Origin of the sequence: Vibrio sp. Isolate30, assembly GCF_022397975.1 — a bacterium.
In the GTDB taxonomy this organism is placed as follows: Bacteria; Pseudomonadota; Gammaproteobacteria; order Enterobacterales; family Vibrionaceae; genus Vibrio; species Vibrio fortis.
On the sequence record NZ_JAKEUS010000001.1, the window covers coordinates 1,366,320 to 1,388,772 of the forward strand.

Sequence of the window (22,453 nt, forward strand, 5' to 3'; positions counted from 1 at the left end):
GAGACATGATTACGCTCCAAACTTCACTCGAGGGTCGACAAGCGCAACGCACACATCAGATAAAATATTACCTAGCAGCAGAACCAGTGCATTAATTGCCACAATGCCCATTACCACTGGATAATCCCGTTCCACAATCGATTCGTAACCAAGCAAACCGATGCCATTGATGTCGAAGATCACTTCAATCAAGAAAGAGCCGGTCATAAAAAACAGTAAGGAATTACCAAAGTGGCTAGCAATCGGAATCAAGCTGTTACGTAGGGCATGTTTACGAATGGCTTGTCTAAATGGCAGACCTTTCGCAATAGCAGTTCGAATGTAATCCGATGAAAGATTCTCCATAAGGTTGTTCTTCATCGTCATCGTTAAGGTGGCGAAATCACCGATCAAATAACAGATAAGTGGCAGAACCGCGTGCCAAAGAATATCGGTCACTTGCTCAGAAAGTGTGGTGAAGTCGTCAAAATCATCATCGACAAAGCCCCCCATAGGGAACCACTCCAAGTGATAGCTAAATAGAGTGATAAGTAATACACCCACCACGTAACCCGGTAGCGCGTATCCAACGAAAATCATAATCGACGAAGCAGAGTCGAAAACACTGCCGTGCTTTAACGCTTTGTAATAGCCAAGTGGGATCGAAATGAAGTAACTAATGAAGAACGTGATACCGCCGTACATTGCGGACACTGGCAATCTTTCAAAGATCATCTCAGTCACTGGCTCGTAGTAACGTGTCGATTCACCCAGGTCGAATTGAACCAAACGCGAGAGCCAATCAAGATAGGCCTCTGTTACAGGTTTGTCCAAACCGTAAAACTTGTTTAGATCAGCCAACTGTTCTTCTGAAAGTGCGGAGTTTTGGCCCACTACTGCGCTAGCCGAAGCGCCATCACCTTGTGGCTGCATATTTGCTAACATGCGCTCTACCGGACCACCCGGCACAAAGCGGGTAATCGCGAAGATGAGTATTGTGATCCCTAGAAACGTCGGTACTACTAACGCGAAACGCTTCAATAAATATGCAACCATTTTATTTAGCCAAACTCCATTTATAACAACTGAGCATCAATATAATTAATGATAAAAAGTAGTCAAATGGTTACATTCGTGTACATAAGGTTACAAACAGCACAATAAAAAACGGTCAAAAATAACTAAGAATCAAACACTTATCATAGAATAAAAACTCAAACCAAACGTTTGCATTTTATTTTGCTACAAACAAAGAATTTGAGAATTGCGCTGTCATCTACAAAAGTAGCTTATGTATTGATCAACTTGATTTGTTAGTGGATGGATTAAGTAATTGAAAGAAATAGAAATGGATAGACGAAAAAGCCCGATATCTGACGAAATCGGGCTAGACAAACAACTGCAATAAGTAAGTTATAATTACGAGCCTACATTAGACAATGAGACCAACTGCTGAGTGTATTCATGTCGCGGGTTAGAAAAAAGCTGTTCTGTTTTACCCTTTTCAATCACCTCTCCTGCCTTCATTACAATCGTGTAGTGGCACAGCGATTTAACGACGTTCAAATCGTGACTGATAAACAGATAGGTCAGTTGATACTTCTCTTGTAACGATTTCAACAGTTCAAGCACTTGCGCCTGAACCGTTCTATCCAATGAAGAAGTCGGTTCATCTAATAAAATGAACTCGGGTTTGAGCACCAAAGCGCGTGCTATCGCAATACGCTGCCTCTGCCCACCGGAGAACTCATTCGGGTAGCGATGGCGCGTTTCAGGGTCTAAATCGACCTCCTTCATCACCTCACAAATGCGCTGGTCGAGTTTTGTTTCATCAAGCTCTTGGTGAACTCGTAAACCCTCACCAATCACTTGTGCAACGGACATTCTTGGGTTGAGTGCTGAGAACGGGTCTTGAAATACCACCTGCATTTTACTGCGGTATGGTAGCATCTCTTGGCGGTTCAGTCCTTGGATTTGGTTACCATCGTATTGAATTGAGCCTTCACTCTCCACCAACTTCAAGATCGCCATACCCGTCGTCGATTTGCCTGAGCCACTCTCTCCTACCAAGCCAATAGAGTGCCCTTGCTTAAGATCAAATTGCATGTCAGTAACCGCTTTGACGTGTGAAATGGTTCGCTTAAACAGACCGCCTGTGATTGGAAACCATACTTTTAGTTGTTCGACATTAAGTAGCGAGCTTGCATTTTCTGCCACAGGCACAGGTAAACCTTTCGGATCAGAATCAATCAGCTTTTTCGTGTACGGATGCTTAGGGGCAGTAAACAACGAAGTACACTCACCCTCTTCAACCAACTCACCATCTTTCATTACCGCAACTCGATCAGCAATCTTACGCACGATGCTCAAATCATGGGTAATAAACAGCATCGCCATACCTAGCTCTTGTTGAAGCTCTATAAGCAGGTCTAATATCTGCGCTTGTACTGACACATCCAGTGCCGTCGTCGGTTCATCAGCGATTAACAGCTCTGGCTCATTAATCAAAGCCATGGCAATCATCACTCGTTGGCGCTCACCGCCAGAGAGTTCGTGCGGATACGCGTTTATCTTCTGTTCTGGGTTACGGATGCCGACCTTAGAAAGCCATTCCACCGCTAGTGCCTGCGCTTTATTGGTTCGCATGCCTCTATGAATTGCTAAGGTTTCCACCAGCTGTTTACCCACTTTGTGTAGAGGGTTCAGAGATACCATGGGCTCTTGGAAGATCATACCAATGCGACCACCTCGGATACCCCTCAACTCTCGTTCAGAGCAACTCAGAATATCGGTACCAGAGAAGTTAACTCGCCCAGTTAAGTAGTGCGAAGAACCTTTTGGCAGCAGCTTCAGCACCGAGTTCGCAGTGACCGACTTCCCAGAGCCGCTCTCGCCTACTAAGGCTAACGTTTCCCCTTTACTAATCGACAAAGAGACGTTGTGCGTGACCTGTTCAATGGCATTTTTACGACCAAAACCCACAGAGAGGTTTTCAATAGTTAGAACGGTATTATTCATTATTACCTCTGCTGATGTGGGTCAAAAGCGTCGCGAACCGCTTCACCAACAAACACTAACAGTGTCAGCATCAGCGACAGCACGACAAACGCAGAAATACCAAGCCACGGCGCTTGAAGGTTAGCTTTACCTTGAGCAAGCAATTCACCCAAGGAAGGCGAACCAGCAGGCAGGCCAAAGCCAAGGAAATCTAAAGACGTTAGCGTAGTCACCGATCCAGATAGAATGAAAGGCATCATAGTCAAAGAAGCGACCATCGCATTGGGTAACATATGACGAAGCATAATACGTTTATCCTCAACACCCATCGCTTGAGCAGCTCTGACATAATCAAAATTACGACAACGCAAAAACTCCGCTCGCACAATACCGACTAGGCTCATCCAGCTAAATAGCACCATAATGCCAAGCAGCCACCAGAAGTTCGGCTCTATGAAACTAGAAAGGATAATCAGTAAGAACAGAGTTGGCATTCCCGACCATACTTCAATAAAGCGCTGACCAAACAGATCGACCCAGCCCCCGTAATAACCTTGGGTTGCACCAACGGCAACACCAATGGCACTCGATACTATGGTAAGTACAAATCCAAACAGCACTGAGATTCGGAAACCGTAAATTATCCGAGCTAATACATCACGCCCTTTGTCATCAGTACCTAACCAGTTCACCGAATCTGGCTTTGATGGTACTGCGCCTGAAATTTCAAAGTTAATGGTATCGTAACTGAAACGGATAAGTGGCCAGATCATATAGCCGTTCTCTTCAATCAGTTCGATGACATAAGGGTCTTTATAGTCGGCCTCTGTTTCGAACTCCCCACCAAACTCAGTTTCTGCGTATTCAGCGGCAACCGGAAAGAACCATTGGTTATCGTAAGAGACCAACAGTGGCTTGTCGTTCGCAATAATCTCAGCAAACAGACTCAAAACAAATAGAATGGAGAAAATCCACAGAGAGATAAAACCGCGCTTGTTGGCTTTAAACCTTAACCATCTTGCTTCTGCTAAAGGGTTTTTAAACTTCATTTAGAATTCACCATTAACGCGCTTCAAAATCGATTCGAGGATCCACCCAGGTATAGGTAAGATCGGAGATAATACTGAGAACAAGCCCCAGTAACGTCATAATGTAGAGCGAGCTAAACACCACCGGATAGTCTCGTTGAATGGTTGACTCAAAACCCAACAACCCTATCCCCTCCAGAGAGAACATCACCTCAATCAACATTGAGCCAGTAAAGAAAATACTGATGAAGGCGCTTGGGAAACCCGCAATAATGATCAGCATCGCGTTACGGAAAACGTGTCGGTACAAAATGCTATTTTCATCAAGTCCTTTCGCGCGAGCCGTGACAACATATTGCTTATTGATTTCGTCAAGGAATGAGTTCTTGGTCAGCATGCTCAACGTTGCAAAGCCACCAATCACCATCGCAAAGATTGGCAGAGCCAAATGCCAGAAATAGTCGATGATCTGCTGATACCAATTGAGCTGGTCAAAGTTGCTGGAGACCAAACCACGTAGTGGGAACCAACTAAAGTAGTTACCACTTGCAAACAGGATGATTAAAATTATTGCGAATAAGAAGCCAGGAACTGCGTAGCCGACTATCACCACTGCACTCGACCAAATATCAAATCTCGAACCATGATGAATCGCCTTCATGATACCGAGCGGAATCGAGATGATGTAGATGATCAAAGTACTCCAAAGCCCCAAAGAGATTGAGACAGGCAGACGTTCGACAATCAAATCGATCACGTTACCTCCTTTAAATAGGCTTTCACCAAAATTAAAGGTGGCGTAGTTCTTCAACATATCGAAATAGCGGACATGAATCGGCTTATCGAATCCGAACTGCTTTTTAATCTCTTCAACAACTTCTGGGTCTAGGCCGCGTGAGCCTTTATAACCGCTCGATGAAGCTTGCTCAGAATCACTTAGGTCGACCTCTTGACCACCACCAGAAAAACGCTCCATGATTCCTGAGTTGTGACCTTCCAGTTGCGCTACCGCTTGCTCTACAGGGCCACCCGGTGCAATCTGGATAATGAAAAAGTTAATTGTGATGATCGCCCACAGCGTGGGGATCACCAACAACAAACGTCTAAATATATACGCTGCCATGAGAGCCCCTAACGACGTTTTTCAGGCAGTAGTTTCGCTTTGTCTTGCGAGATCCACCATGTATCAACACCAAGGTCATATTTTGGCAAGGTATCAGGGCGCTCAAACTTATCCCACATTGCGACACGGTATTTACCCAAATGCCACTGAGGAATGGTGTAGAAGTTCCACTGCAATACACGGTCTAAAGCACGGCCTAACGTTAGCAGCTTTTCAGGGTCTTGCTGACTCTTAGAGATCTGCTCAGTTAGAGAATCGATAACAGGATCGATCACACCCGCAGTATTGTAAGTAGAATCAATATAGTTTGAGTTCCACGCAATCATCAGGTTCGGACTTGGGTAAGCATTCGCTGAATATGCGGAAGAAACCATATCGAAATCACGATCACGCAAGCGCTTGATATATTGAGTAGTATCAACAGTTCGGATCTTCATATCGATACCCATTCGCTTCAAATTTTTTTGCAATGGAATCGAGATACGCTCAGTAGTCGGGCTGTAGATCAGCAATTCGAAAGAGAGCGTCTGCCCTGTTTTCTCGTTGGTCATCACTTTGTTTTTCAGCACCCAACCAGCTTCCTTTAGAAGTTTAAATGCCGTTCTCATTTGTGTACGAATACGGCCACTGCCATCGGTAACAGGCGGCTGGAACTCCTCAGTGAATACACGTGGCGGAATTTGATCTTTAAACTCGGAAAGTACCGCCACTTCTGCATCAGATGGTAAGCCTGTTGCTTCGTACTCGGTGTTCTGGAAATAACTACGCGTTCGATCGTACTGGTTGTAGAACATGTTCTTGTTCATCCACTCAAAATCCATCGCATAGGTTAATGCTTCACGAACCTTGGGGTCTTTAAACACCTCTGATTGAGTGTTAAACACAAAGCCTTGCGCGGATTCTGGGCGTTCGTGAGCGATCTCCTCTTTGACGATGTAACCCTTATCGAAGTTACTGCCAGTGTAAGAGTTTGCCCAAAACTTGGCCGAGTTCTCCATACGGAAATCAAACTCACCCGCTTTGAAAGCCTCTAACATTACTGTGTCATCACGGTAGTAATCATACTGGACGCGTTCGAAGTTGTTGCGCCCGACATTGACTGGTAAATCAGCTGCCCAGTAATTCTCATCTAATCCATAGGTAACACTTTGACCCGACTTGTAGTTGATTACTTTATAAGGTCCGCTACCCACCGGAGGCTCACTTAACGGCTCAGAGAGTTTTTTATCTTGCCAGTAGTGCTTTGGCAGTACACGTGTGCTCTGGGCAAAACTAAACAGTTTCTCGCGATTTGGTGTCGCCATTTCGATGCGAACCACTAAGTCAGATACCGCAGTTACCGACTTAATGTCTTTGTAGTACACACGATACTGAGGTACGCCTTCTTCTGAGAACTTCTCAAACGTAAAAGCTACGTCGTGCGCGGTGATAGGCTTACCATCTTGGAAACGTGCTTTTGGGTTAATATCTATCTCTAGCCATGAAAAATCACTGGCATAACGTACCTTAGAAGCAATCAGCGGGTAATAGGCGTCAATTTCGTCGGCTGGTGAAAACATTAAGGTATCGTAGAGTTCACCGCTATAGCTTGCCGACACACCACGAGAGCCAAAACGGTTAAAGCTGTCAAATGTGCCTATCGCACCATAGGTGATTTTTCCCTGCTTAGGGGCATTAGGATTGACATAATCAAAGTGCTTGAAGTCAGATGGATACTTCGCTTCACCAAACCCAACCAACTGAGTTGTTTCGATGACTTGAACGCCATCTTCAGAAGCAAATGAAGAAATAGGCAAGAGCGCCATGAGAGGCAGTGCTAGTGTGCGTGAGTAGTGGGTTAAGCGAAAAAGTGTTGACCGTTTAATTGGATTAACTCGGCAATCTGTTCCCATTTGACTCTCCCTTCAAATGATTTGATGAATAGTGTGATTAAATACGCCATAAATTGGACACACGATAATAAAAATAAGTATAGAGAAAAATCTAACGCCATGTAATAACTAATAAAACAGTTAGCACATCGAAACACGCTTTTCTTAAGTAAAGTCTCAATCCAACGCATCAATCGAAATACGCCGGATTAAGCCGCACGCATCCCATAATGGATGGTTAAAACTGGAACGACGGAGCTACGCTCTTTACTTAAAGCGAGATAACTCTACTGTGAGTTAGTCAACCGCCCTTCTAACAAGTTCAAACTCTCTCCCGCCCTTTCAAACAGCTGATTACAAATCATCCATGCTTCGCGAGCGAGCCGACTATCGGCACCAATGATGAGATGACGTATACTAAAGCTAGCGCCCACGCTTTATTACAGCGTCTGACTTTTAGGAATCTACTTTTGAATACACCAAGTCGCCTAACTATTACGACATTCAATCTTTTCAATTACCTTGAGCCACCCAACGCTTACTACGACTTCGAAAATATCTACAGCTTCGAAGAATGGACAAAAAAACAAGGGTGGATCAAAAGCGCCATCGAAAAAGCCGACAGCGACGTCATTGGATTCCAAGAAGTGTTCAGCCCTGCGTCACTCGAAGCCTTAGTCAACGAAATGGGCTACCCTTTCTTTTCTGTGGTGGATAAACCCAATGTTGAGAGTGATTACCTATTTCGAGATCCCGTGGTTGCGATTGCCTCTCGCTATCCGATCAAAGAAACCCAATCAGTGACAATGTCACCTCAATTACTTGAGCAGTTTCAAAAGCCTTTATTGCGGGAGTTTAGTTTCAACCGTTTACCGGTACATGCCACGATTGAATTGCCTCACCTCGGACTAACAGATTGTTACGTGGTACATTTTAAATCCCAACGCCCTATTGAAGCAGAAAAACCAGAAAAAGATGCGCTGCGCTCAGCTGCATCACCGATTCATAGTGATACGTTAACTCAGTTTCATCAGCAAGAACTGGGATGGTGGCTGTCGAGTGTACAAAGAGGAATGGAAGTTCAAGTACTGCATGAATACATAACCCGTCAACGTCATCAAACTGAGCGACCAGTGGTTTTAATGGGCGACTTCAATAAGCCACTCACCAGTGATGAGTTTAAAGGTCTGCTCAATGACTCACTCAATAGAAATGAAGAGAGTCGGAACTGGTTAAAGTACTTTAGATTACGCGACAGCTGGGATCTCTATCATCAGCTTCATCAAGAAGATTTGTTGGTTCAACGTGCGCCTACCCACTATTACGGTGCATCAGGTTCTGTGCTCGATTACATCTTGCTTTCCAATGAGTTCGACTGCCAAAACTCTTCTAGCTTGATGGAGATCACCGACTATCAAGTGCAAGACCAACATCTTATTAATCCAAGCTTCGAAGTCGACCAATTCAGTACTGATCATGGCGTTGTAAGTGTTACCGCCCATATACGAACGTTTTGATAGGTCGAACTACACCTTTAAATGAAAAAGCCGCGATAGATATCGCGGCTAGCCTGTTCCCCAACGAGGCTTAACATCACACAGCGATTAGAAGTGGTAGCTCACCGCTGCGTAAAAAGAATTAATGGTCACAGTATCCGTTTTTTGGCTTGTGCCATTGTTATAACTCTGCACGATATCAAACGTATCTGATTCGTAAGCCACTCGAAACGACAAGTTGTCTAACTGGCGTGGCATGTACTCAATACCTAACCCAAACCTCAGGGCCTCACCTTTATCATCAAAGTTAGGGATATTGCTATCTAGGTCGATATAAGTCAGTCCGATCAGACCAAACGGGCGAATTCCATTATCAAACGTATAACCAATGTTACCGGCAATCGATAAAGCGGTTGGCTCCATCATAGTCACGTTAGTACCCTTGCCTTTAATTTCACCATAGTTCGCATACTGAAATTCAATAGATGAAATTCGGTTGAACTTAAGTCCTGCTATGCCGCGCAGTGTTAAGTCTTCCGCATCTAGGGCGTCAGCTGCTTTTGTATCTGACGATATTTCGGTATCCCCTAAGCCACCACCGACATACCAACCTCTATCCATCGCCGCCATAGCGTTAAAAGAAAGACCTGACATTAACATTGCGCCAAGAACTCGTTTTTTGTTCATTACTTAATAACCTTGCTTATCACTGCATATTTGGGGTTGCCTCTATGGCAAACACGAATCTATTTCGGGTAATTCCGAATTGGCGAAGAGATTAATGGCAGATAGCTAGGAAAAATAAACAAAATCATCACGACTTTATAATGATAAAAAACAAACAACATAAAGCTATGATTTTTAATGAAATATAATAAAACACACCAATCACACACGCGCCTAAATAAAAATAAAACCAAATCATCACCACTTACATCCGTTTACATTCGGTTTATCTTCGCAGGTCATAATTAGCGATAAGAAAAAAGATTGGTTTCACATCCACCTTAATCAAATTGAAGCGCAAACATAATGAAACACATACAGATCATCTCTAACTTAGTCATCAACACTAAGAACAAGACCATCGCCAACCAAGATGGAAAACAAGTGACCCTGCGCCCTCTCGCTCATGAAGTACTTCAAGTGCTGATTGAGAACGACGGGCTTGCTGTGTCTAGAGATGAACTATTCGCACAATGTTGGACAGGTTGCATCGTCTCTGATCAGGCTTTGACGAATGTTATTTCAAACATTAGACAAACACTGTTACGCCTTAGAGCTGACGGCGTTGAAGTATTAACGGTGAATAAAGTTGGATACCGCTTCTGCATTACTGAGCCTCAACACCCAGCTTTGCTAGAAAAGTTCAGTGCCGAGAATAAAGATACAAAGCCAGATAACGGAGACGCATCACTACTGAATAAAAGCGACATCGTCACAAATGATCGACCAAGCCACGATTCAATCACGACAAGCAAAAGCGTTCGCTTACCAGCTCAAGAGCCAAGTAATTTCGCTCAGTTTTTGCAAGGTTTAATGCGTTATATTCATGTAGGTTCGAGAATGAATGGCCACAATTACAACTTAAACCACTCTCGCGGGGCTGGAGTTTTGCAGATGCTGGGGTTATTGATCGCATTCAGCCTATTGGCTGTTACGACCTATTGTTCGATGATTCACGCTAAGGGAAAAGGAGACGTAGAGCAGCAACACTTTGAAAAACTGACCAGTAACAATAAAACGCTTTACGTGAATGACGAATCAGAATATCTATTGGCGTTGCAGATCTTAACCAATGCGATTTACGCAAATGAGCTGTTGCAGACAGAGTGTCCTGTCTCTTTATTGATTCAATTTAATGAGTCAACGACAAGAACTAACCACTACAGTTTAAAGGCGCAAATTTTTGACCGCGAAGATCTGGATGATTTGAAGTATAGCCACTCGTCCTTGAGTCAAAATCAGCTCATCCCTGCCATTAACACCATGATTAAGAACAGTATGTCGCTGTGCGCTTATTAAGCTCTTTTAAGATAAGCTCGCTTCATAATGAAACGTCACGCTGTCATCATCACCAAATGAGACAGCCGCTTTTCCGTCGGTAGTTAAGAATAGCTCCGGTAGATAATAGTAATCACTGTTGTGTTCACTATACACGCAGCTCAACCTTGCTTGCAGAAGATAGCCACTGTTGTATTTCCTATCTTGATCAGAGTAGTGTTCTGTCACTTTACTGTAGTAAGTACAATCGCCCTTTTGAGTCGCCTGCCAAGTGTCCATTTGATAAGCCTCTACGCTGATTTCCAGATTGTTCTCATTGTTAAACAATTGAACTTTTAACGACGAGGCAGACACTCCAAGCGACACTAAGCTCAATGTGCTAATCACAGTCAGGCGCAACATCCAGTTGTTCATAATCCTGTTGTTCATACGCTCACGCTACTCCTTTAGAAATTAACGCTTACCCCAAGGTACGCACTAGCGACACTGTATGATTCAGTCACTCCACGTTCGGTAATATCAAACTCATCTTTTTCATAAGCCAGCCTAAAAGTAACTTGTCGCAATGCAGGGTGAGTATATTCAAGCCCAGCTCCTAGTCTCATTAGAACTTCTTGCTCATCATTAGCTACCGCAGCACTACCGTTTCTAGCGGGTGCCTGTGCATTTATATCAACCATCCCCAAACCGACAGTCACGAAAGGTCGTAATCCAAAATCAAAGTGATAACCAACATTCGCCGCTAACGAATACGTTTTGATCTCAACAGTCGACAGCTTTCCTTTCGTAGGCGAAGAGTAAACGGTATCTCCATAACTCGTGTACTGCCCTTCAAAACCTATGTGCTGATTAAGTCTTACGCCACCATAGAGTTTGTATGCTTGACCTTCTGTGTTTGACTCCACTGGGTAAGGTGCTTTCTCGGCCTCTACACCATCATCTAAATCTGTCTCGCCGACACCAACACCCAGATAAAATCGTGAATCTGAAGCGTGTGCGTTAAGTGATAGCAAACCTGCCGCTATCAAGAGTTGAGTTCTCATTTGAGTTCCAATAGTTGTTTAAGTGAGCGCTGAAACCTAACAACAAACAGTTCTAAAAAATAAACGTCTAGCAAACCGTTTTATAACCAAACCCAGATTCAGGTTGAAATGCAAAGCAATCCTATGAAGTTAAAGGATTTATATTCTTTTAGGTTTCACCAACTTATTTCTCGCAAAGAGCGAATCAAAATACTCAGACGTGATAATTTGCGTCATCGTCCAATATCAAACAACCCTACAGCATACTGATACAACTATCACTTACGTGATCCAATTCAATGTTTACCGCCCCATCGAAACGTTTCGATGATCATCATCACACTCTTCTAGAATGATCCGTGCATTTAACAATTCAAACACTATTATTCCTATCGAAACGTTTCGATGCCATTTTCTTAACCCTGTTCCAGCATCGAAAAATTGCCCAATAGGTAGTGTTATGAAAAAAAGTACTCTCATTAATTCCGATCTTTCTTACCTTGTGGCGACTCTAGGCCACACTGACGAAATCACTATCTGTGATGCGGGCCTACCGATTCCTGATCACGTACGTCGCATTGACTTAGCGTTAACCCACGGTGTTCCAAGCTTTGAGCAAACGGTAAAAACCATGCTCGATGAATCTCAAATTGAAGGTGTGGTTATCGCAGAAGAGTTTGCTCAAGTGAGCCCTGAACATCACTCGGTGCTCATCGATCAAATCAAAACGGAAGAAGCACGCTGTGGCAAAACCATCGCTATCAACTATGTAAGCCATGAAGAGTTCAAACAGCGCACCAATGAAAGTCGTGCTGTGATACGCACCGGTGAATGCACCCCTTATGCAAATGTCATCTTCCAAGCTGGTGTGACTTTTTAAGCAAATTAAATAACCTGGCCCCGAGTAAAGGAAACCACATGACTCAAGCCATTTTAGAACTTAACTCAATTGAGAAAGCTTTTCCTGGCGTAAAAGCCTTGGATAAAGCGAGCCTCAACGTTTACCCAGGACGCGTAATGGCGCTGATGGGCGAAAACGGCGCAGGCAAGTCAACCTTAATGAAAGTGCTGACTGGCATCTATCATCTTGATGCTGGCACCATCCACTATCAAGGTCAGCCTGCGGCTTTTAAAGGCCCACGCGATTCACAACAAGCAGGTATCAGTATCATTCACCAAGAGCTGAATCTGATTCCTGAACTGACGATTGCCGAAAACATCTTTTTAGGTCGTGAAATCACAGGGGCTATGGGACGTATTCTATGGAATGAAATGTACCAAGAAGCCGACAAACTGCTAAAACGCCTAAACGTAAAGCACAGTTCTAAAACACCACTTGGTGAGCTGAGCCTAGGTGAGCAGCAGATGGTAGAGATTGCGAAAGCACTGTCATTTGAGTCTAAGGTCATCATCATGGATGAACCAACAGATGCCCTAACCGATACTGAAACCGAGTCTCTGTTTAAGGTAATCAATGAACTACGCGATGAAGGCTGCGGCATTGTTTACATCTCTCACCGCTTGAAAGAGATCTTTGAAATTTGTGACGACATCACCGTACTTCGTGACGGCAAGTTCATTGGTCAGTGCGAAGTAAAAGACACTGACGAAGATGGCCTAATCGAAATGATGGTTGGTCGTAAGCTCGACGAGCAGTACCCTCGTATCGAACCAAGCCATGGTGAAACCTGCCTAGAAGTGATTGGCCTTACTGGCTCTGGTGTGCATGATGTTAGCTTTACCCTAAAACGCGGCGAGATCCTTGGCGTATCAGGGCTAATGGGTGCTGGCCGTACTGAATTGATGAAGGTGATTTACGGTGCCCTTCCGAGTGAACGCGGCGTCATTAACCTAGACAACAAGACCATTAACCCAGCCAGTCCAAGAGATGGCCTTGCGAATGGCATCGCTTATATCTCTGAAGACCGTAAAGGTGACGGCTTAGTGCTTGGGCTTTCAGTGAAAGAGAACATGTCACTTTGTTCATTAGACATACTAACCAAAGGCGCACAAATCCAACACAAGGACGAAGTAATCGCCGTTGATGACTTCATCAAGCTATTCAACATCAAAACCCCTACTCGCGAACAGATCATCGGCAACCTTTCTGGCGGTAATCAGCAGAAAGTGGCTATTGCTAAAGGATTGATGACCAAGCCAAAAGTACTGATTCTCGACGAGCCAACCCGTGGTGTCGATGTCGGCGCGAAAAAAGAGATTTACCAACTCATTAATAAGTTTAAAGCCGACGGCATGAGCATCATTTTGGTGTCCTCTGAAATGCCAGAAGTATTAGGAATGAGTGACCGCATCATGGTGATGCATGAAGGCCGCATCAGCGGTGAATTTGACGCTAAAGAAGCAAACCAAGAATTATTACTGGCGTGTGCGGTCGGTAAAAAGATTAACGAGGACGCAGCATGAGTACCAAAACCATGAGCAAAACAACTGAAACTGAAGCGCCGAAGAAAAAGCCATTAATCAGCAAAGAGTGGCTGATTGATCAAAAGTCATTAATCGCTTTGATCTTCCTGATTGTTATCGTCTCTTTCTTAAACCCGAACTTTTTTACTGTCGATAACATTCTAAACATCCTTCGCCAAACCTCGGTTAACGCAATCATCGCAGTAGGTATGACGCTGGTTATCCTAACCGCAGGTATCGACTTGAGCGTTGGCTCTGTATTAGCGCTTTGTGGTGCATTCGCTGCCAGCATGATTGGCATGGAAATCCCTGTAATGGTCGCTGTGCCAACCGCTTTACTAGCGGGTACTGCACTGGGTGCTATCAGTGGTGTGATCATTGCAAAAGGTAAGGTTCAAGCCTTCATCGCAACGCTAGTGACCATGACACTACTTCGCGGCGTAACCATGGTTTACACCGACGGTCGTCCTATCTCAACAGGCTTTACAGACACAGCAGATGCGTTCGCTTGGTTCGGTACAGGCTACGCAATGGGTGTACCGGTTCCAGTTTGGATCATGGTCGTAGTATTCGCATCAGTTTGGTACCTACTTAACCACACACGCTTTGGCCGTTACGTATACGCGCTTGGTGGTAACGAATCAGCAACTCGCCTATCAGGCATCGACGTAGACAAAGTAAAAATCGGCGTTTACGCAATCTGTGGTCTGTTAGCAGCGGTAGCAGGCATCATCGTAGCTTCTCGCTTGTCATCAGCTCAACCAACCGCAGGTATGGGTTATGAGCTAGACGCTATCGCAGCCGTGGTTCTTGGCGGTACCAGCTTAGCTGGCGGTCGTGGTCGCATCATGGGCACATTGATTGGTGCACTGATTATCGGCTTCCTAAACAACGCCCTAAACCTACTAGACGTATCTTCGTACTACCAGATGATTGCAAAAGCAGTGGTTATTCTTCTGGCGGTATTGGTCGACAACAAAAACAAATAAGACTCTAGTTTGAGTCAATGTAACACCTTGCTTTTTTCAACAGAAAAGCATCGATAAATAACAAACATTAAATCTATAAATAATGTAACAACGAGCTAGGACTCACCTCCTAGCTCACCCTACACAAAGGACTTACACCATGAAAAAATTAGCGACTCTTATTTCTGCTGCTCTGCTTTCTACAACTGTTTCTGTGTCTGCACAGGCGCAAGATACAATGGCAATCGTTCTGTCTACATTGAACAACCCATTCTTTGTAACCATGAAAGATGGCGCGGAAGCGAAAGCTGAAGAGCTAGGCTACAAGCTTATCGTTCTTGATTCTCAAAACGACCCAAGCAAAGAGCTGTCGAACATTGAAGATCTAACCATTCGTGGTGTTAAGGCAATCCTGATAAACCCAACCGATTCAGATGCTGTGTCTAACGCAATTCGCATGGCAAACCGCTCAAACATCCCAGTACTTACCCTAGACCGTGGTGCAAGCCGTGGTGACGTAGTAAGCCACATCGCTTCTGATAACGTAATCGGTGGTGAAATGGCAGGTCACTTCATCATGGAAAAAGTGGGCGAAAAAGCGAAAGTAATTCAACTTGAAGGTATCGCTGGTACTTCTGCCGCTCGTGAACGTGGTGAAGGCTTCATGAACGCAGTAAACGGCAGCGGCCTTGAGCTTCTTGCAAGCCAACCTGCTGACTTCGACCGTACTAAAGGTCTGAACGTAATGGAAAACCTACTTGCAGCTAACCCAGACGTTGAAGCCGTATTCGCTCAGAACGATGAAATGGCTCTAGGTGCACTACGCGCAGTTCAAGCTTCTGGTAAAGACGTAATGATCGTTGGCTTCGACGGCACAGACGACGGCATCGCAGCTGTTAACCGTGGCCTACTTGGCGCAACCGTTGCACAACAACCAGACCTAATCGGTTCTTTAGGTATCGAGATCGCTGACAAAGTACTGAAGGGCGAGAAAGTAGACGAGTACGTACCAGTACCTCTAAAAATTGTATCTAAGTAATCGATATTAATCGTTATTAAAGTAAGCAATACAAAGCAGGGAGCCTCCCCTACTCCCTGCTTTATTTTCAACAAGATAGTGCATTGCTCTTTCTCATTGCGCGATACCTCTATAGCCAATTAGCAATGATGAGAAACAGCCATGCATTTTCAAATACGATATATCATAAGGCTCGTATCATGACTCAACTGATTGTTTTAGGTAGCGTAAATGCTGACCATGTACTGCAAGTCCCTTCTTTCCCTCGCCCTGGTGAAACTTTAATTGGCGGTAACTATCAGGTCATTCCTGGCGGTAAAGGCGCAAACCAAGCAGTAGCCGCAGCACGATTAAATGCGGATATCGGCTTCATCGCCTGTGTCGGTGACGACCCGTTTGGTATCAATATTCGCCAAGATTTCGCTAACGATGGAATCAATATCGATGGTGTAATCGTGGCAGAGAACACACCTACGGGCATCGCTATGATCCAAGTATCAGCAGCAGGTGAAAACAGCATTTGTCTTTCTCCAGAAGCAAACAACAAGCTGACTTGTGAACAAATCGAACCACACCTAGAGAAGATCCGCGGTGCGAAATACCTTCTAACTCAATTGGAAACCCCAATTGAAGGCATCGAGTACGCGGCAAAAGTCGCCAAAGAGTCCGGCACCAAAGTGATTCTAAACCCAGCGCCTGCTCGCCCTTTACCAGATACGTTATTAGCGTGTGTCGATGTAATTACACCAAACGAGACCGAAGCAGAAGTGCTGACAGGTGTTACCGTGACTGACAACGCGACAGCACATCAAGCAGCATTAGTACTGCACGATAAAGGCATTGATACTGTTATGATTACGCTAGGTGCCAAAGGAGTGTGGGTTAGCTACAAAGGTCAAGGTGGTGAAGAAAGCACAGGCGAATTAATTGCAGGTTTCCGCGTTGAAGCGACAGACACGACTGCCGCTGGCGATACCTTTAACGGCGCACTCGTCACTGGGTTACTGGAAGACATGCCATTAGAGCAAGCAATCAAGTTTGCACACGCTGCAGCTGCTATTTCTGTGACTCGATTTGGCGCACAAACATCAATACCATCACGCCAAGAGACAGACGCCTTTCTTGCTGAACAGTTAGGGTAATTACAAACTTCAGAACGATACGTATATCGACTGGTGCGTAATAAAATCTAAATAATTTGTTACGCACAACTCTCTGTTTTAAGGCAGAATATCGCCCAAAGTGGAACGAACAGCACCACAAGGAATAATTATGGCAACAATGAAAGACATCGCTAAACTTGCCAAGGTTTCGACCTCTACCGTTAGTCATGTAATCAATAAATCTCGATTTGTAAGCGACGAAATCGCAGAGCGTGTTAACAAGGCAGCTAAAGAGCTCAACTATGCGCCTTCAGCCCTTGCGCGTAGTCTTAAAATGAAGCAAACCAAAACGGTAGGCATGCTGGTGACCACCTCGACTAACCCATTTTTTGGTGAAGTCGTGAAGGGTGTTGAACGACGTTGCTATGAGAAAGGCTACAATCTGATACTTTGTAATACAGAGGGCGACAGTGAGCGCATGAAATCATCCATCGACACTCTATTACAGAAGCGTGTCGACGGTTTAATGTTGATGTGCTCAACTTTAGAAGGGGAACATCTGGACGTATTCGAACGCTACCCAGAATTGCCTGTCGTTGTCATGGATTGGGGTCCAATGTTATTCGCAAGCGACAAGATTCAAGATAACTCCCATCAAGGGGGTTACATGGCGACACAACATCTTATTGATAACGGCCATACTGAAATTGGCTGTATTACAGGCCCTCTACACCGCAACCAAGCATCTTCGCGCTATGAAGGCTTTAAACAAGCGATGAGTGAAGCAAACATAGAAGTCCGTGCCGATTGGATCGTTGAATCTAACTTCGAGTGTGACGGCGGTTTTGATGCGTTTCAAACCCTAAAAAGCCGAGGAAGACTGCCAAGCGCCCTGTTCGTGTGTAACGATATGATGGCAATGGGTGTAATTCACGCAGCGACACAAGACGGGTTGCGAGTACCACAAGATCTTTCATTGATCGGCTACGATGATATTCACCTGTCGAAATACATGACCCCTGCATTAACAACCATCCACCAGCCAAAGCATCGACTAGGTAAAGCCGCGGTTGATACCCTATTAAGCCGTTTAGAGTCGCCAGAAGTTTACCCTCAAGTTGTAGAGCTAGAGCCAACGCTGGTAGAACGAAGCAGCGTTATGGCTTTATAAATTGCAGTTAAAGTAAGCCTGAGTGTTTATTCGCCCTAAAAATGATGACAAGCCTCGCTTTTAACAGCGAGGCTTTTTAACAGGTAGCAGCGACTAAAGCTACTTTTCAATATAACGCGCCAAATAAACAAAAAGCGCTAGTTTTAATTAGCGCGCTCGTATTTAAACGTAGATCCGATTGTACATCGCTTGAACATCGTCAACTGTTGCATCGGATATGTTACTCGGAAGTTTTTCAAGAAAATTATCTGAAGTTTCAAGCTGCTCAACAAGATTTAGGACTTCGCCCAACTCTCCCTTCCTATGCTTGAGTTGTTCACGAATTCGTGGCTCTAGATTAATCGAGTCAATGATTCGTTGACTTCCATTGCGTGTAATGTCATCCAAAATGGTTATCAGACCGATAAAAAATCCACAATGGTTAACTTCCCGATTCTTAGATTTTCGACACAAGAACTCAAACATTTTCGCACGGTTTATCGCTTTATCGTACAAGTAGTCATTACTACATAGCTCAGACGAAATGATGGTAGAGACCAAAACCTGTATCTTATACAAACCTAAATAGTTAATAGCATGTTTAATATTAACGATAGGTTTTGATAATTTGATACTAATATCATTGGCAGTTTTAATGATACTAATATAAGTGCTTACGTCTTTTTTAATCTCATTTTCCAACTGGTGCTTGTTAATATTTTTACAATTAACCTTCTCTAATATTTTAATTAGGGTTGATTGCCTTGGAGTTAAATTATTTGACTCTTGTAATTGTGGCTTTTCAAGATAATAGCCTTGAAAAAGGTCCATCCCTATTTCAAGACACTGATTAAATTCATCTTCTGTTTCTACTTTTTCTGCAAGAAACAAGCACGGGTGGTCACATACACTCATTACCGTTTGAATGTAATCGAAATCGCACTTAGTAAGGTCAAATTTAATGATGTCAGCAAGAGCAAGATATTGCCGCCAAGGGTTGTCTGGCGAGAAGTCATCAAAAGCGATCCGATATCCTAAAGCCTTAGCCGCCCTAACTTCTTGTAATAGAGCTTTCGATGGTATCGTCGTTTCTAAAACTTCAAGACACACCCTCTCTTTTGGAAGAATGCGATACGTTCTCTTCAACATATCTTGTTCGCAGAAGTTGAAAAACCAGTACTTTTGATTATCAATACGAGTAATCGGACTGAGTGTTAGACTCCCTGTTATTATTGAATCAGTTGCATTATCAGGAATAGATGTTAATGGCTCATTCCCTTTCTTTCTAAATAAAACCTCATAGCCAAAAACTGATTTGTCATTCTTAAAAATTGCTTGTTTAGCGAAGAAATATGTATTCATTTTTATATTTTATAGATGTTGTGTTCTAACGTTGAAAACCATCACTGATTGTTACGGTTCCAATCCTTTGCATAGTGAATAGTTGTATAACGAACCAAATGCTAACATGAATGATTACAATTTGTTACAACACATGCGTATAATTTATAAAAATATCGATATTTATTAAACCACATCATCAATCTCTCATCTAAATCGAAGATTTACTGTCTAACTGAGCGATCGCTTGTTCATTTTTATCCAAAAATTTCAGGTTCAATGCTGGCCATGCGCACTACTCTAAAGGAGTATTTTGCAATTCTCGATAACTGGTCACACCAATATGCATCTTAACACCTAACATTTTCACTGTTCTCTTCTACAATAATTCAATATGGCAAACAGTTTGAGGCATGTATCTAGATGGTTGCAGATTGGTTTGACAACATATCCATCCAAAAGAAATTGCTCGTGAGTTTCTCCATCCCCATCATTTTTATGTTGTTGGTTTCCCTTTCGGTTTATAAAAATACCCAATCGATGGTGAAAGATAACCATTGGGTTGTTCATACCCACAAAGCAATTGCTCGTGCTCAAGAGCTATTAAGTCTGGTCGTCGATATGGAGACTGGGCAACGTGGCTATCTACTGACCGGTAATACTGATTTTCTTGAGCCGTACCACCTCGCATCTTCCCTATGGAAAGACAGAGTCACAACACTAGCCAAACAGGTCGATGACAACCCAGATCAAGTGGAGCGCTTATATCGCATCAATGCTTTATTGGATAGATGGTTATCAGAGTCGGGAGAAAAAGAGATAGCCCAACGCCAACTCGTTGATTTGGGTGAGGCGCCTTTACTCAGTGTAATAACACTTGCTCAGCAAAAGACCGGTAAAGCGATTATTGATGAGATAAGAAAAGAGATAGCTCAGTTTATTGAAATTGAAAATGAGCTAATTAATATTCGCGTTATTGAGTCCGATAACAGTGCAAATCAAACCGCATTCGTACTCTTGGGCGGAGAGATCTTTAGCGTTGCGATTTCACTATTAGTTGTAATTTGGTGCTCTAAACGCATCAGAAAACGCCTTGAACTCTTACTAGAGGCAACCTATCAAGTCTCCGAAGGACAATTGGACAAAGGTGCTAACACTCTCAAACTGAGCCGCAGTCTCCATGCCAAGGATGAGGTTGGCCAACTCACACACAGTTTTCAGAAAATGACCGATAACTTACTCCAAAGCGATCAGAAGATGCGCTCTTCCAACGAAGCTCTGATCAAAGAACGTAAGAAGGCAGAGGCTGCCGTCAAAGCCAAAAGTGAATTCCTTTCGACCATGAGCCACGAAATTCGCACCCCGATGAATGGCGTTTTAGGCATATCACAAATCATTGCTTCACAAACCAAAGAGCCCTCAACCAAAGAGAATATCGATATCATTCTCGACTCTGGGCAGCACCTAATGACTGTTCTCAACGATATTTTGGATTTCTCGAAAGTTGAAGAGAACAAGCTTGAGCTAGAAATTGAGCCATTTCACTTCAACCAAGTACTTCAACCGGTTTGTAGCGCACTTCAGCCATTAGCCAATGAGAAAGGCATTCAACTGCTTACCGAGAATAGTATTGGCGAGCATATAGAACTCTTGGGTGACCGAGCGCGCTTACGTCAAATCTTGTTCAACTTAGGAGGCAATGCCGCCAAGTTCACAAATCAAGGCTACGTACTTATTCAAACTGGTTTGAACCCAGCAAGCTCTGCACTTGAATTGACTGTAACGGATACTGGCATTGGTATTCCTCACGACAAACACCAACACATTTTCAACTCCTTTGAACAAGCTGATACATCAACAACACGAAAGTTTGGTGGAACTGGGCTTGGTTTAGCCATAGTCAAAAACCTCGTCAATTTGATGGGTGGTGAGATAACACTGAACAGTGCGCCAGGCTTAGGGACTCGTTTCAAAATCACCTTGCCCATGACATGGCGCGAAAGTGAAACGTCTCTAGAAATAGAGACACACTCCCCACTCAGCCCTACCAATAAACATCCGTTAAATATTTTGTTGGTTGAAGACAACCGAGTAAATGCCATTGTCGCTAAAGGTTTTTGCGAAAATTATGGACACCATGTATCACTTGCAGAAAGTGGTGTGGTTGCAATAGAGCGACTCAAGGCTGAGCGTTTTGATCTTATATTGATGGACAACCACATGCCAGAAATGAACGGGATAGAAGCGACTCGTTATATCAGACAAACATTAGGACTCAACATACTTATCTTCGCCTATACCGCCGATGTGTTTCGTGAAGCACACGATAAGTTCATCGAAGCCGGTGCAGATCACGTGTTGACCAAGCCGCTTCAACAAGAAAGTTTCTTGGATGCCCTGCACCACTTCGCTTGTCGACTTCCTAATCACACAAACAGTGTTAACGACGCTGTGGGGAGCAGCGCCGAAAACCATGACAATGTCATTACGCTACACCGTGAACCAATAGAGAAGTTGCGACTCACAGAGGAAGAGATCAGCCAATCTGAAATCATTCAAATACTGCAAGATGATCGCGAAGGGCTAGCGACACTGATTGATTCAACCATTGTTGAGTTCGAAGAATCTGTTGATCAGCTAATCGGGTTTTACATGGCCAAAGAGGTCGAGTCGCTACAAAAAACGCTCCACTCAATCAAAGGAGTGGCGCTCAATTTAGGGCTAAACACACTCACCCAACAGTCGATGGATTTAGAAACTCAAACTAAGAATCATAAGCTACCCGAGATTGAGCCACTGCAAAAACTCATTAACCGACTGCTAGTGAATATTCACCAAGCACAAAGAATTAAAGCGGCATATCAAAGCCCAACTACGAGCCAGATAAACCGCCTTAAACAATGATGTTTCAAATACTCACACTTAACGC

Annotated in this window: 18 protein-coding genes; 9 read left to right on the plus strand and 9 right to left on the minus strand. The window is 43.8% G+C overall.

All coding sequences use genetic code 11. The annotated features are described in order from the left end of the window. Positions 1 to 9: 9 nt before the first annotated feature. The 5 genes from L1D60_RS05925 to L1D60_RS05945 form a co-directional block, all read right to left on the minus strand. Positions 10 to 1,035, minus strand: a complete 1,026-nt coding sequence (locus tag L1D60_RS05925) for an ABC transporter permease subunit (protein WP_032552373.1) — start codon at positions 1,033 to 1,035, stop codon at positions 10 to 12. Between the two features lie 363 nt (positions 1,036 to 1,398). After that, on the minus strand, positions 1,399 to 2,997 hold the full coding sequence (gene yejF / locus L1D60_RS05930) for a microcin C ABC transporter ATP-binding protein YejF (protein WP_239840177.1): 1,599 nt from the start codon (positions 2,995 to 2,997) through the stop codon (positions 1,399 to 1,401). 2 nt (positions 2,998 to 2,999) lie between these two features. Continuing rightward, a complete protein-coding gene (locus L1D60_RS05935) occupies positions 3,000 to 4,025 on the minus strand; it encodes an ABC transporter permease (RefSeq protein ID WP_239840178.1) in 1,026 nt (341 codons plus the stop codon). Between the two features lie 13 nt (positions 4,026 to 4,038). After that, positions 4,039 to 5,127: a microcin C ABC transporter permease YejB gene (locus tag L1D60_RS05940; protein WP_032552367.1), complete on the minus strand. Its 1,089-nt coding sequence runs from the start codon at positions 5,125 to 5,127 to the stop codon at positions 4,039 to 4,041. An 8-nt stretch (positions 5,128 to 5,135) separates the two neighbouring features. Continuing rightward, positions 5,136 to 7,019, minus strand: coding sequence for an extracellular solute-binding protein (locus L1D60_RS05945; protein WP_239840179.1), 1,884 nt, complete (start codon positions 7,017 to 7,019; stop codon positions 5,136 to 5,138). 449 nt (positions 7,020 to 7,468) lie between these two features. On the opposite strand from L1D60_RS05945, the gene L1D60_RS05950 reads away from it, so the two are divergent. Further along, entirely contained in the window at positions 7,469 to 8,515 is a 1,047-nt protein-coding gene (locus L1D60_RS05950; protein ID WP_239840180.1) for an endonuclease/exonuclease/phosphatase family protein, read from the plus strand. 87 nt (positions 8,516 to 8,602) lie between these two features. On the opposite strand, the gene L1D60_RS05955 is transcribed toward L1D60_RS05950, so the two are convergent. Beyond that, positions 8,603 to 9,181 carry a porin family protein gene (locus L1D60_RS05955; RefSeq protein ID WP_239840181.1) on the minus strand — a complete coding sequence of 193 codons (579 nt, stop codon included), beginning with the start codon at positions 9,179 to 9,181 and terminating at the stop codon, positions 8,603 to 8,605. A gap of 345 nt (positions 9,182 to 9,526) precedes the next feature. Here L1D60_RS05955 and L1D60_RS05960 point away from each other — a divergent pair, with 345 nt between their 5' ends. Beyond that, a complete protein-coding gene (locus L1D60_RS05960; protein WP_239840182.1) occupies positions 9,527 to 10,519 on the plus strand; it encodes a winged helix-turn-helix domain-containing protein in 993 nt (330 codons plus the stop codon). 6 nt (positions 10,520 to 10,525) lie between these two features. On the opposite strand, the gene L1D60_RS05965 is transcribed toward L1D60_RS05960, so the two are convergent. Together L1D60_RS05965 and L1D60_RS05970 are read right to left on the minus strand one after the other, a co-directional pair. Then, positions 10,526 to 10,927, minus strand: a complete 402-nt coding sequence (locus L1D60_RS05965) for a hypothetical protein (protein ID WP_239840183.1) — start codon at positions 10,925 to 10,927, stop codon at positions 10,526 to 10,528. A 17-nt stretch (positions 10,928 to 10,944) separates the two neighbouring features. Further along, positions 10,945 to 11,541, minus strand: a complete 597-nt coding sequence (locus L1D60_RS05970) for an outer membrane beta-barrel protein (RefSeq protein ID WP_239840184.1) — start codon at positions 11,539 to 11,541, stop codon at positions 10,945 to 10,947. A 439-nt stretch (positions 11,542 to 11,980) separates the two neighbouring features. Between L1D60_RS05970 and rbsD the strand changes: the two genes are divergently transcribed. From rbsD to L1D60_RS06000, 6 genes are all read left to right on the plus strand, one after another. Continuing rightward, a complete protein-coding gene (rbsD, locus tag L1D60_RS05975) occupies positions 11,981 to 12,400 on the plus strand; it encodes a D-ribose pyranase (RefSeq protein WP_239840185.1) in 420 nt (139 codons plus the stop codon). A 38-nt stretch (positions 12,401 to 12,438) separates the two neighbouring features. Next, a complete protein-coding gene (rbsA, locus tag L1D60_RS05980; RefSeq protein WP_239840186.1) occupies positions 12,439 to 13,944 on the plus strand; it encodes a ribose ABC transporter ATP-binding protein RbsA in 1,506 nt (501 codons plus the stop codon). Beyond that, the gene (gene rbsC, locus L1D60_RS05985) at positions 13,941 to 14,933 is read left to right on the plus strand and encodes a ribose ABC transporter permease (protein WP_239840187.1); all 993 of its coding nucleotides are present in this window, start codon (positions 13,941 to 13,943) and stop codon (positions 14,931 to 14,933) included. Before rbsA ends, rbsC begins: the two co-directional genes overlap by 4 nt. A 139-nt stretch (positions 14,934 to 15,072) precedes the next feature. Continuing rightward, the gene (gene rbsB / locus L1D60_RS05990; protein WP_239840188.1) at positions 15,073 to 15,951 is read left to right on the plus strand and encodes a ribose ABC transporter substrate-binding protein RbsB; all 879 of its coding nucleotides are present in this window, start codon (positions 15,073 to 15,075) and stop codon (positions 15,949 to 15,951) included. A gap of 179 nt (positions 15,952 to 16,130) precedes the next feature. Then, positions 16,131 to 17,072 (plus strand): ribokinase, encoded by a 942-nt coding sequence (rbsK, locus tag L1D60_RS05995; protein WP_239840189.1) that lies wholly within the window; start codon positions 16,131 to 16,133, stop codon positions 17,070 to 17,072. 130 nt (positions 17,073 to 17,202) lie between these two features. Next, positions 17,203 to 18,204 (plus strand): substrate-binding domain-containing protein, encoded by a 1,002-nt coding sequence (locus tag L1D60_RS06000; protein WP_239840190.1) that lies wholly within the window; start codon positions 17,203 to 17,205, stop codon positions 18,202 to 18,204. A 162-nt stretch (positions 18,205 to 18,366) separates the two neighbouring features. On the opposite strand, the gene L1D60_RS06005 is transcribed toward L1D60_RS06000, so the two are convergent. Next, a complete protein-coding gene (locus L1D60_RS06005) occupies positions 18,367 to 19,545 on the minus strand; it encodes an EAL domain-containing protein (RefSeq protein ID WP_239840191.1) in 1,179 nt (392 codons plus the stop codon). A 402-nt stretch (positions 19,546 to 19,947) separates the two neighbouring features. Between L1D60_RS06005 and L1D60_RS06010 the strand changes: the two genes are divergently transcribed. Next, positions 19,948 to 22,428, plus strand: coding sequence for a CHASE3 domain-containing protein (locus L1D60_RS06010; protein ID WP_239840192.1), 2,481 nt, complete (start codon positions 19,948 to 19,950; stop codon positions 22,426 to 22,428). Positions 22,429 to 22,453: the final 25 nt, after the last annotated feature.

Bases quoted from the DNA above. Each gene is read 5' to 3' on its own strand.
- L1D60_RS05945 (WP_239840179.1), bottom strand. From the start codon at position 7,019: ATGGGAACAGATTGCCGAGTTAATCCAATTAAACGGTCAACACTTTTT.
- L1D60_RS06005 (WP_239840191.1), bottom strand. From the start codon at position 19,545: ATGAATACATATTTCTTCGCTAAACAAGCAATTTTTAAGAATGACAAA.
- L1D60_RS05925 (WP_032552373.1), bottom strand. From the start codon at position 1,035: ATGGTTGCATATTTATTGAAGCGTTTCGCGTTAGTAGTACCGACGTTT.
- L1D60_RS05940 (WP_032552367.1), bottom strand. From the start codon at position 5,127: ATGGCAGCGTATATATTTAGACGTTTGTTGTTGGTGATCCCCACGCTG.
- L1D60_RS06010 (WP_239840192.1), top strand. From the start codon at position 19,948: ATGGTTGCAGATTGGTTTGACAACATATCCATCCAAAAGAAATTGCTC.
- L1D60_RS05960 (WP_239840182.1), top strand. From the start codon at position 9,527: ATGAAACACATACAGATCATCTCTAACTTAGTCATCAACACTAAGAAC.
- rbsK (WP_239840189.1), top strand. From the start codon at position 16,131: ATGACTCAACTGATTGTTTTAGGTAGCGTAAATGCTGACCATGTACTG.
- yejF (WP_239840177.1), bottom strand. From the start codon at position 2,997: ATGAATAATACCGTTCTAACTATTGAAAACCTCTCTGTGGGTTTTGGT.
- rbsB (WP_239840188.1), top strand. From the start codon at position 15,073: ATGAAAAAATTAGCGACTCTTATTTCTGCTGCTCTGCTTTCTACAACT.
- rbsA (WP_239840186.1), top strand. From the start codon at position 12,439: ATGACTCAAGCCATTTTAGAACTTAACTCAATTGAGAAAGCTTTTCCT.
- L1D60_RS06000 (WP_239840190.1), top strand. From the start codon at position 17,203: ATGGCAACAATGAAAGACATCGCTAAACTTGCCAAGGTTTCGACCTCT.
- L1D60_RS05970 (WP_239840184.1), bottom strand. From the start codon at position 11,541: ATGAGAACTCAACTCTTGATAGCGGCAGGTTTGCTATCACTTAACGCA.
- rbsC (WP_239840187.1), top strand. From the start codon at position 13,941: ATGAGTACCAAAACCATGAGCAAAACAACTGAAACTGAAGCGCCGAAG.
- L1D60_RS05955 (WP_239840181.1), bottom strand. From the start codon at position 9,181: ATGAACAAAAAACGAGTTCTTGGCGCAATGTTAATGTCAGGTCTTTCT.
- L1D60_RS05935 (WP_239840178.1), bottom strand. From the start codon at position 4,025: ATGAAGTTTAAAAACCCTTTAGCAGAAGCAAGATGGTTAAGGTTTAAA.
- rbsD (WP_239840185.1), top strand. From the start codon at position 11,981: ATGAAAAAAAGTACTCTCATTAATTCCGATCTTTCTTACCTTGTGGCG.
- L1D60_RS05965 (WP_239840183.1), bottom strand. From the start codon at position 10,927: ATGAACAACAGGATTATGAACAACTGGATGTTGCGCCTGACTGTGATT.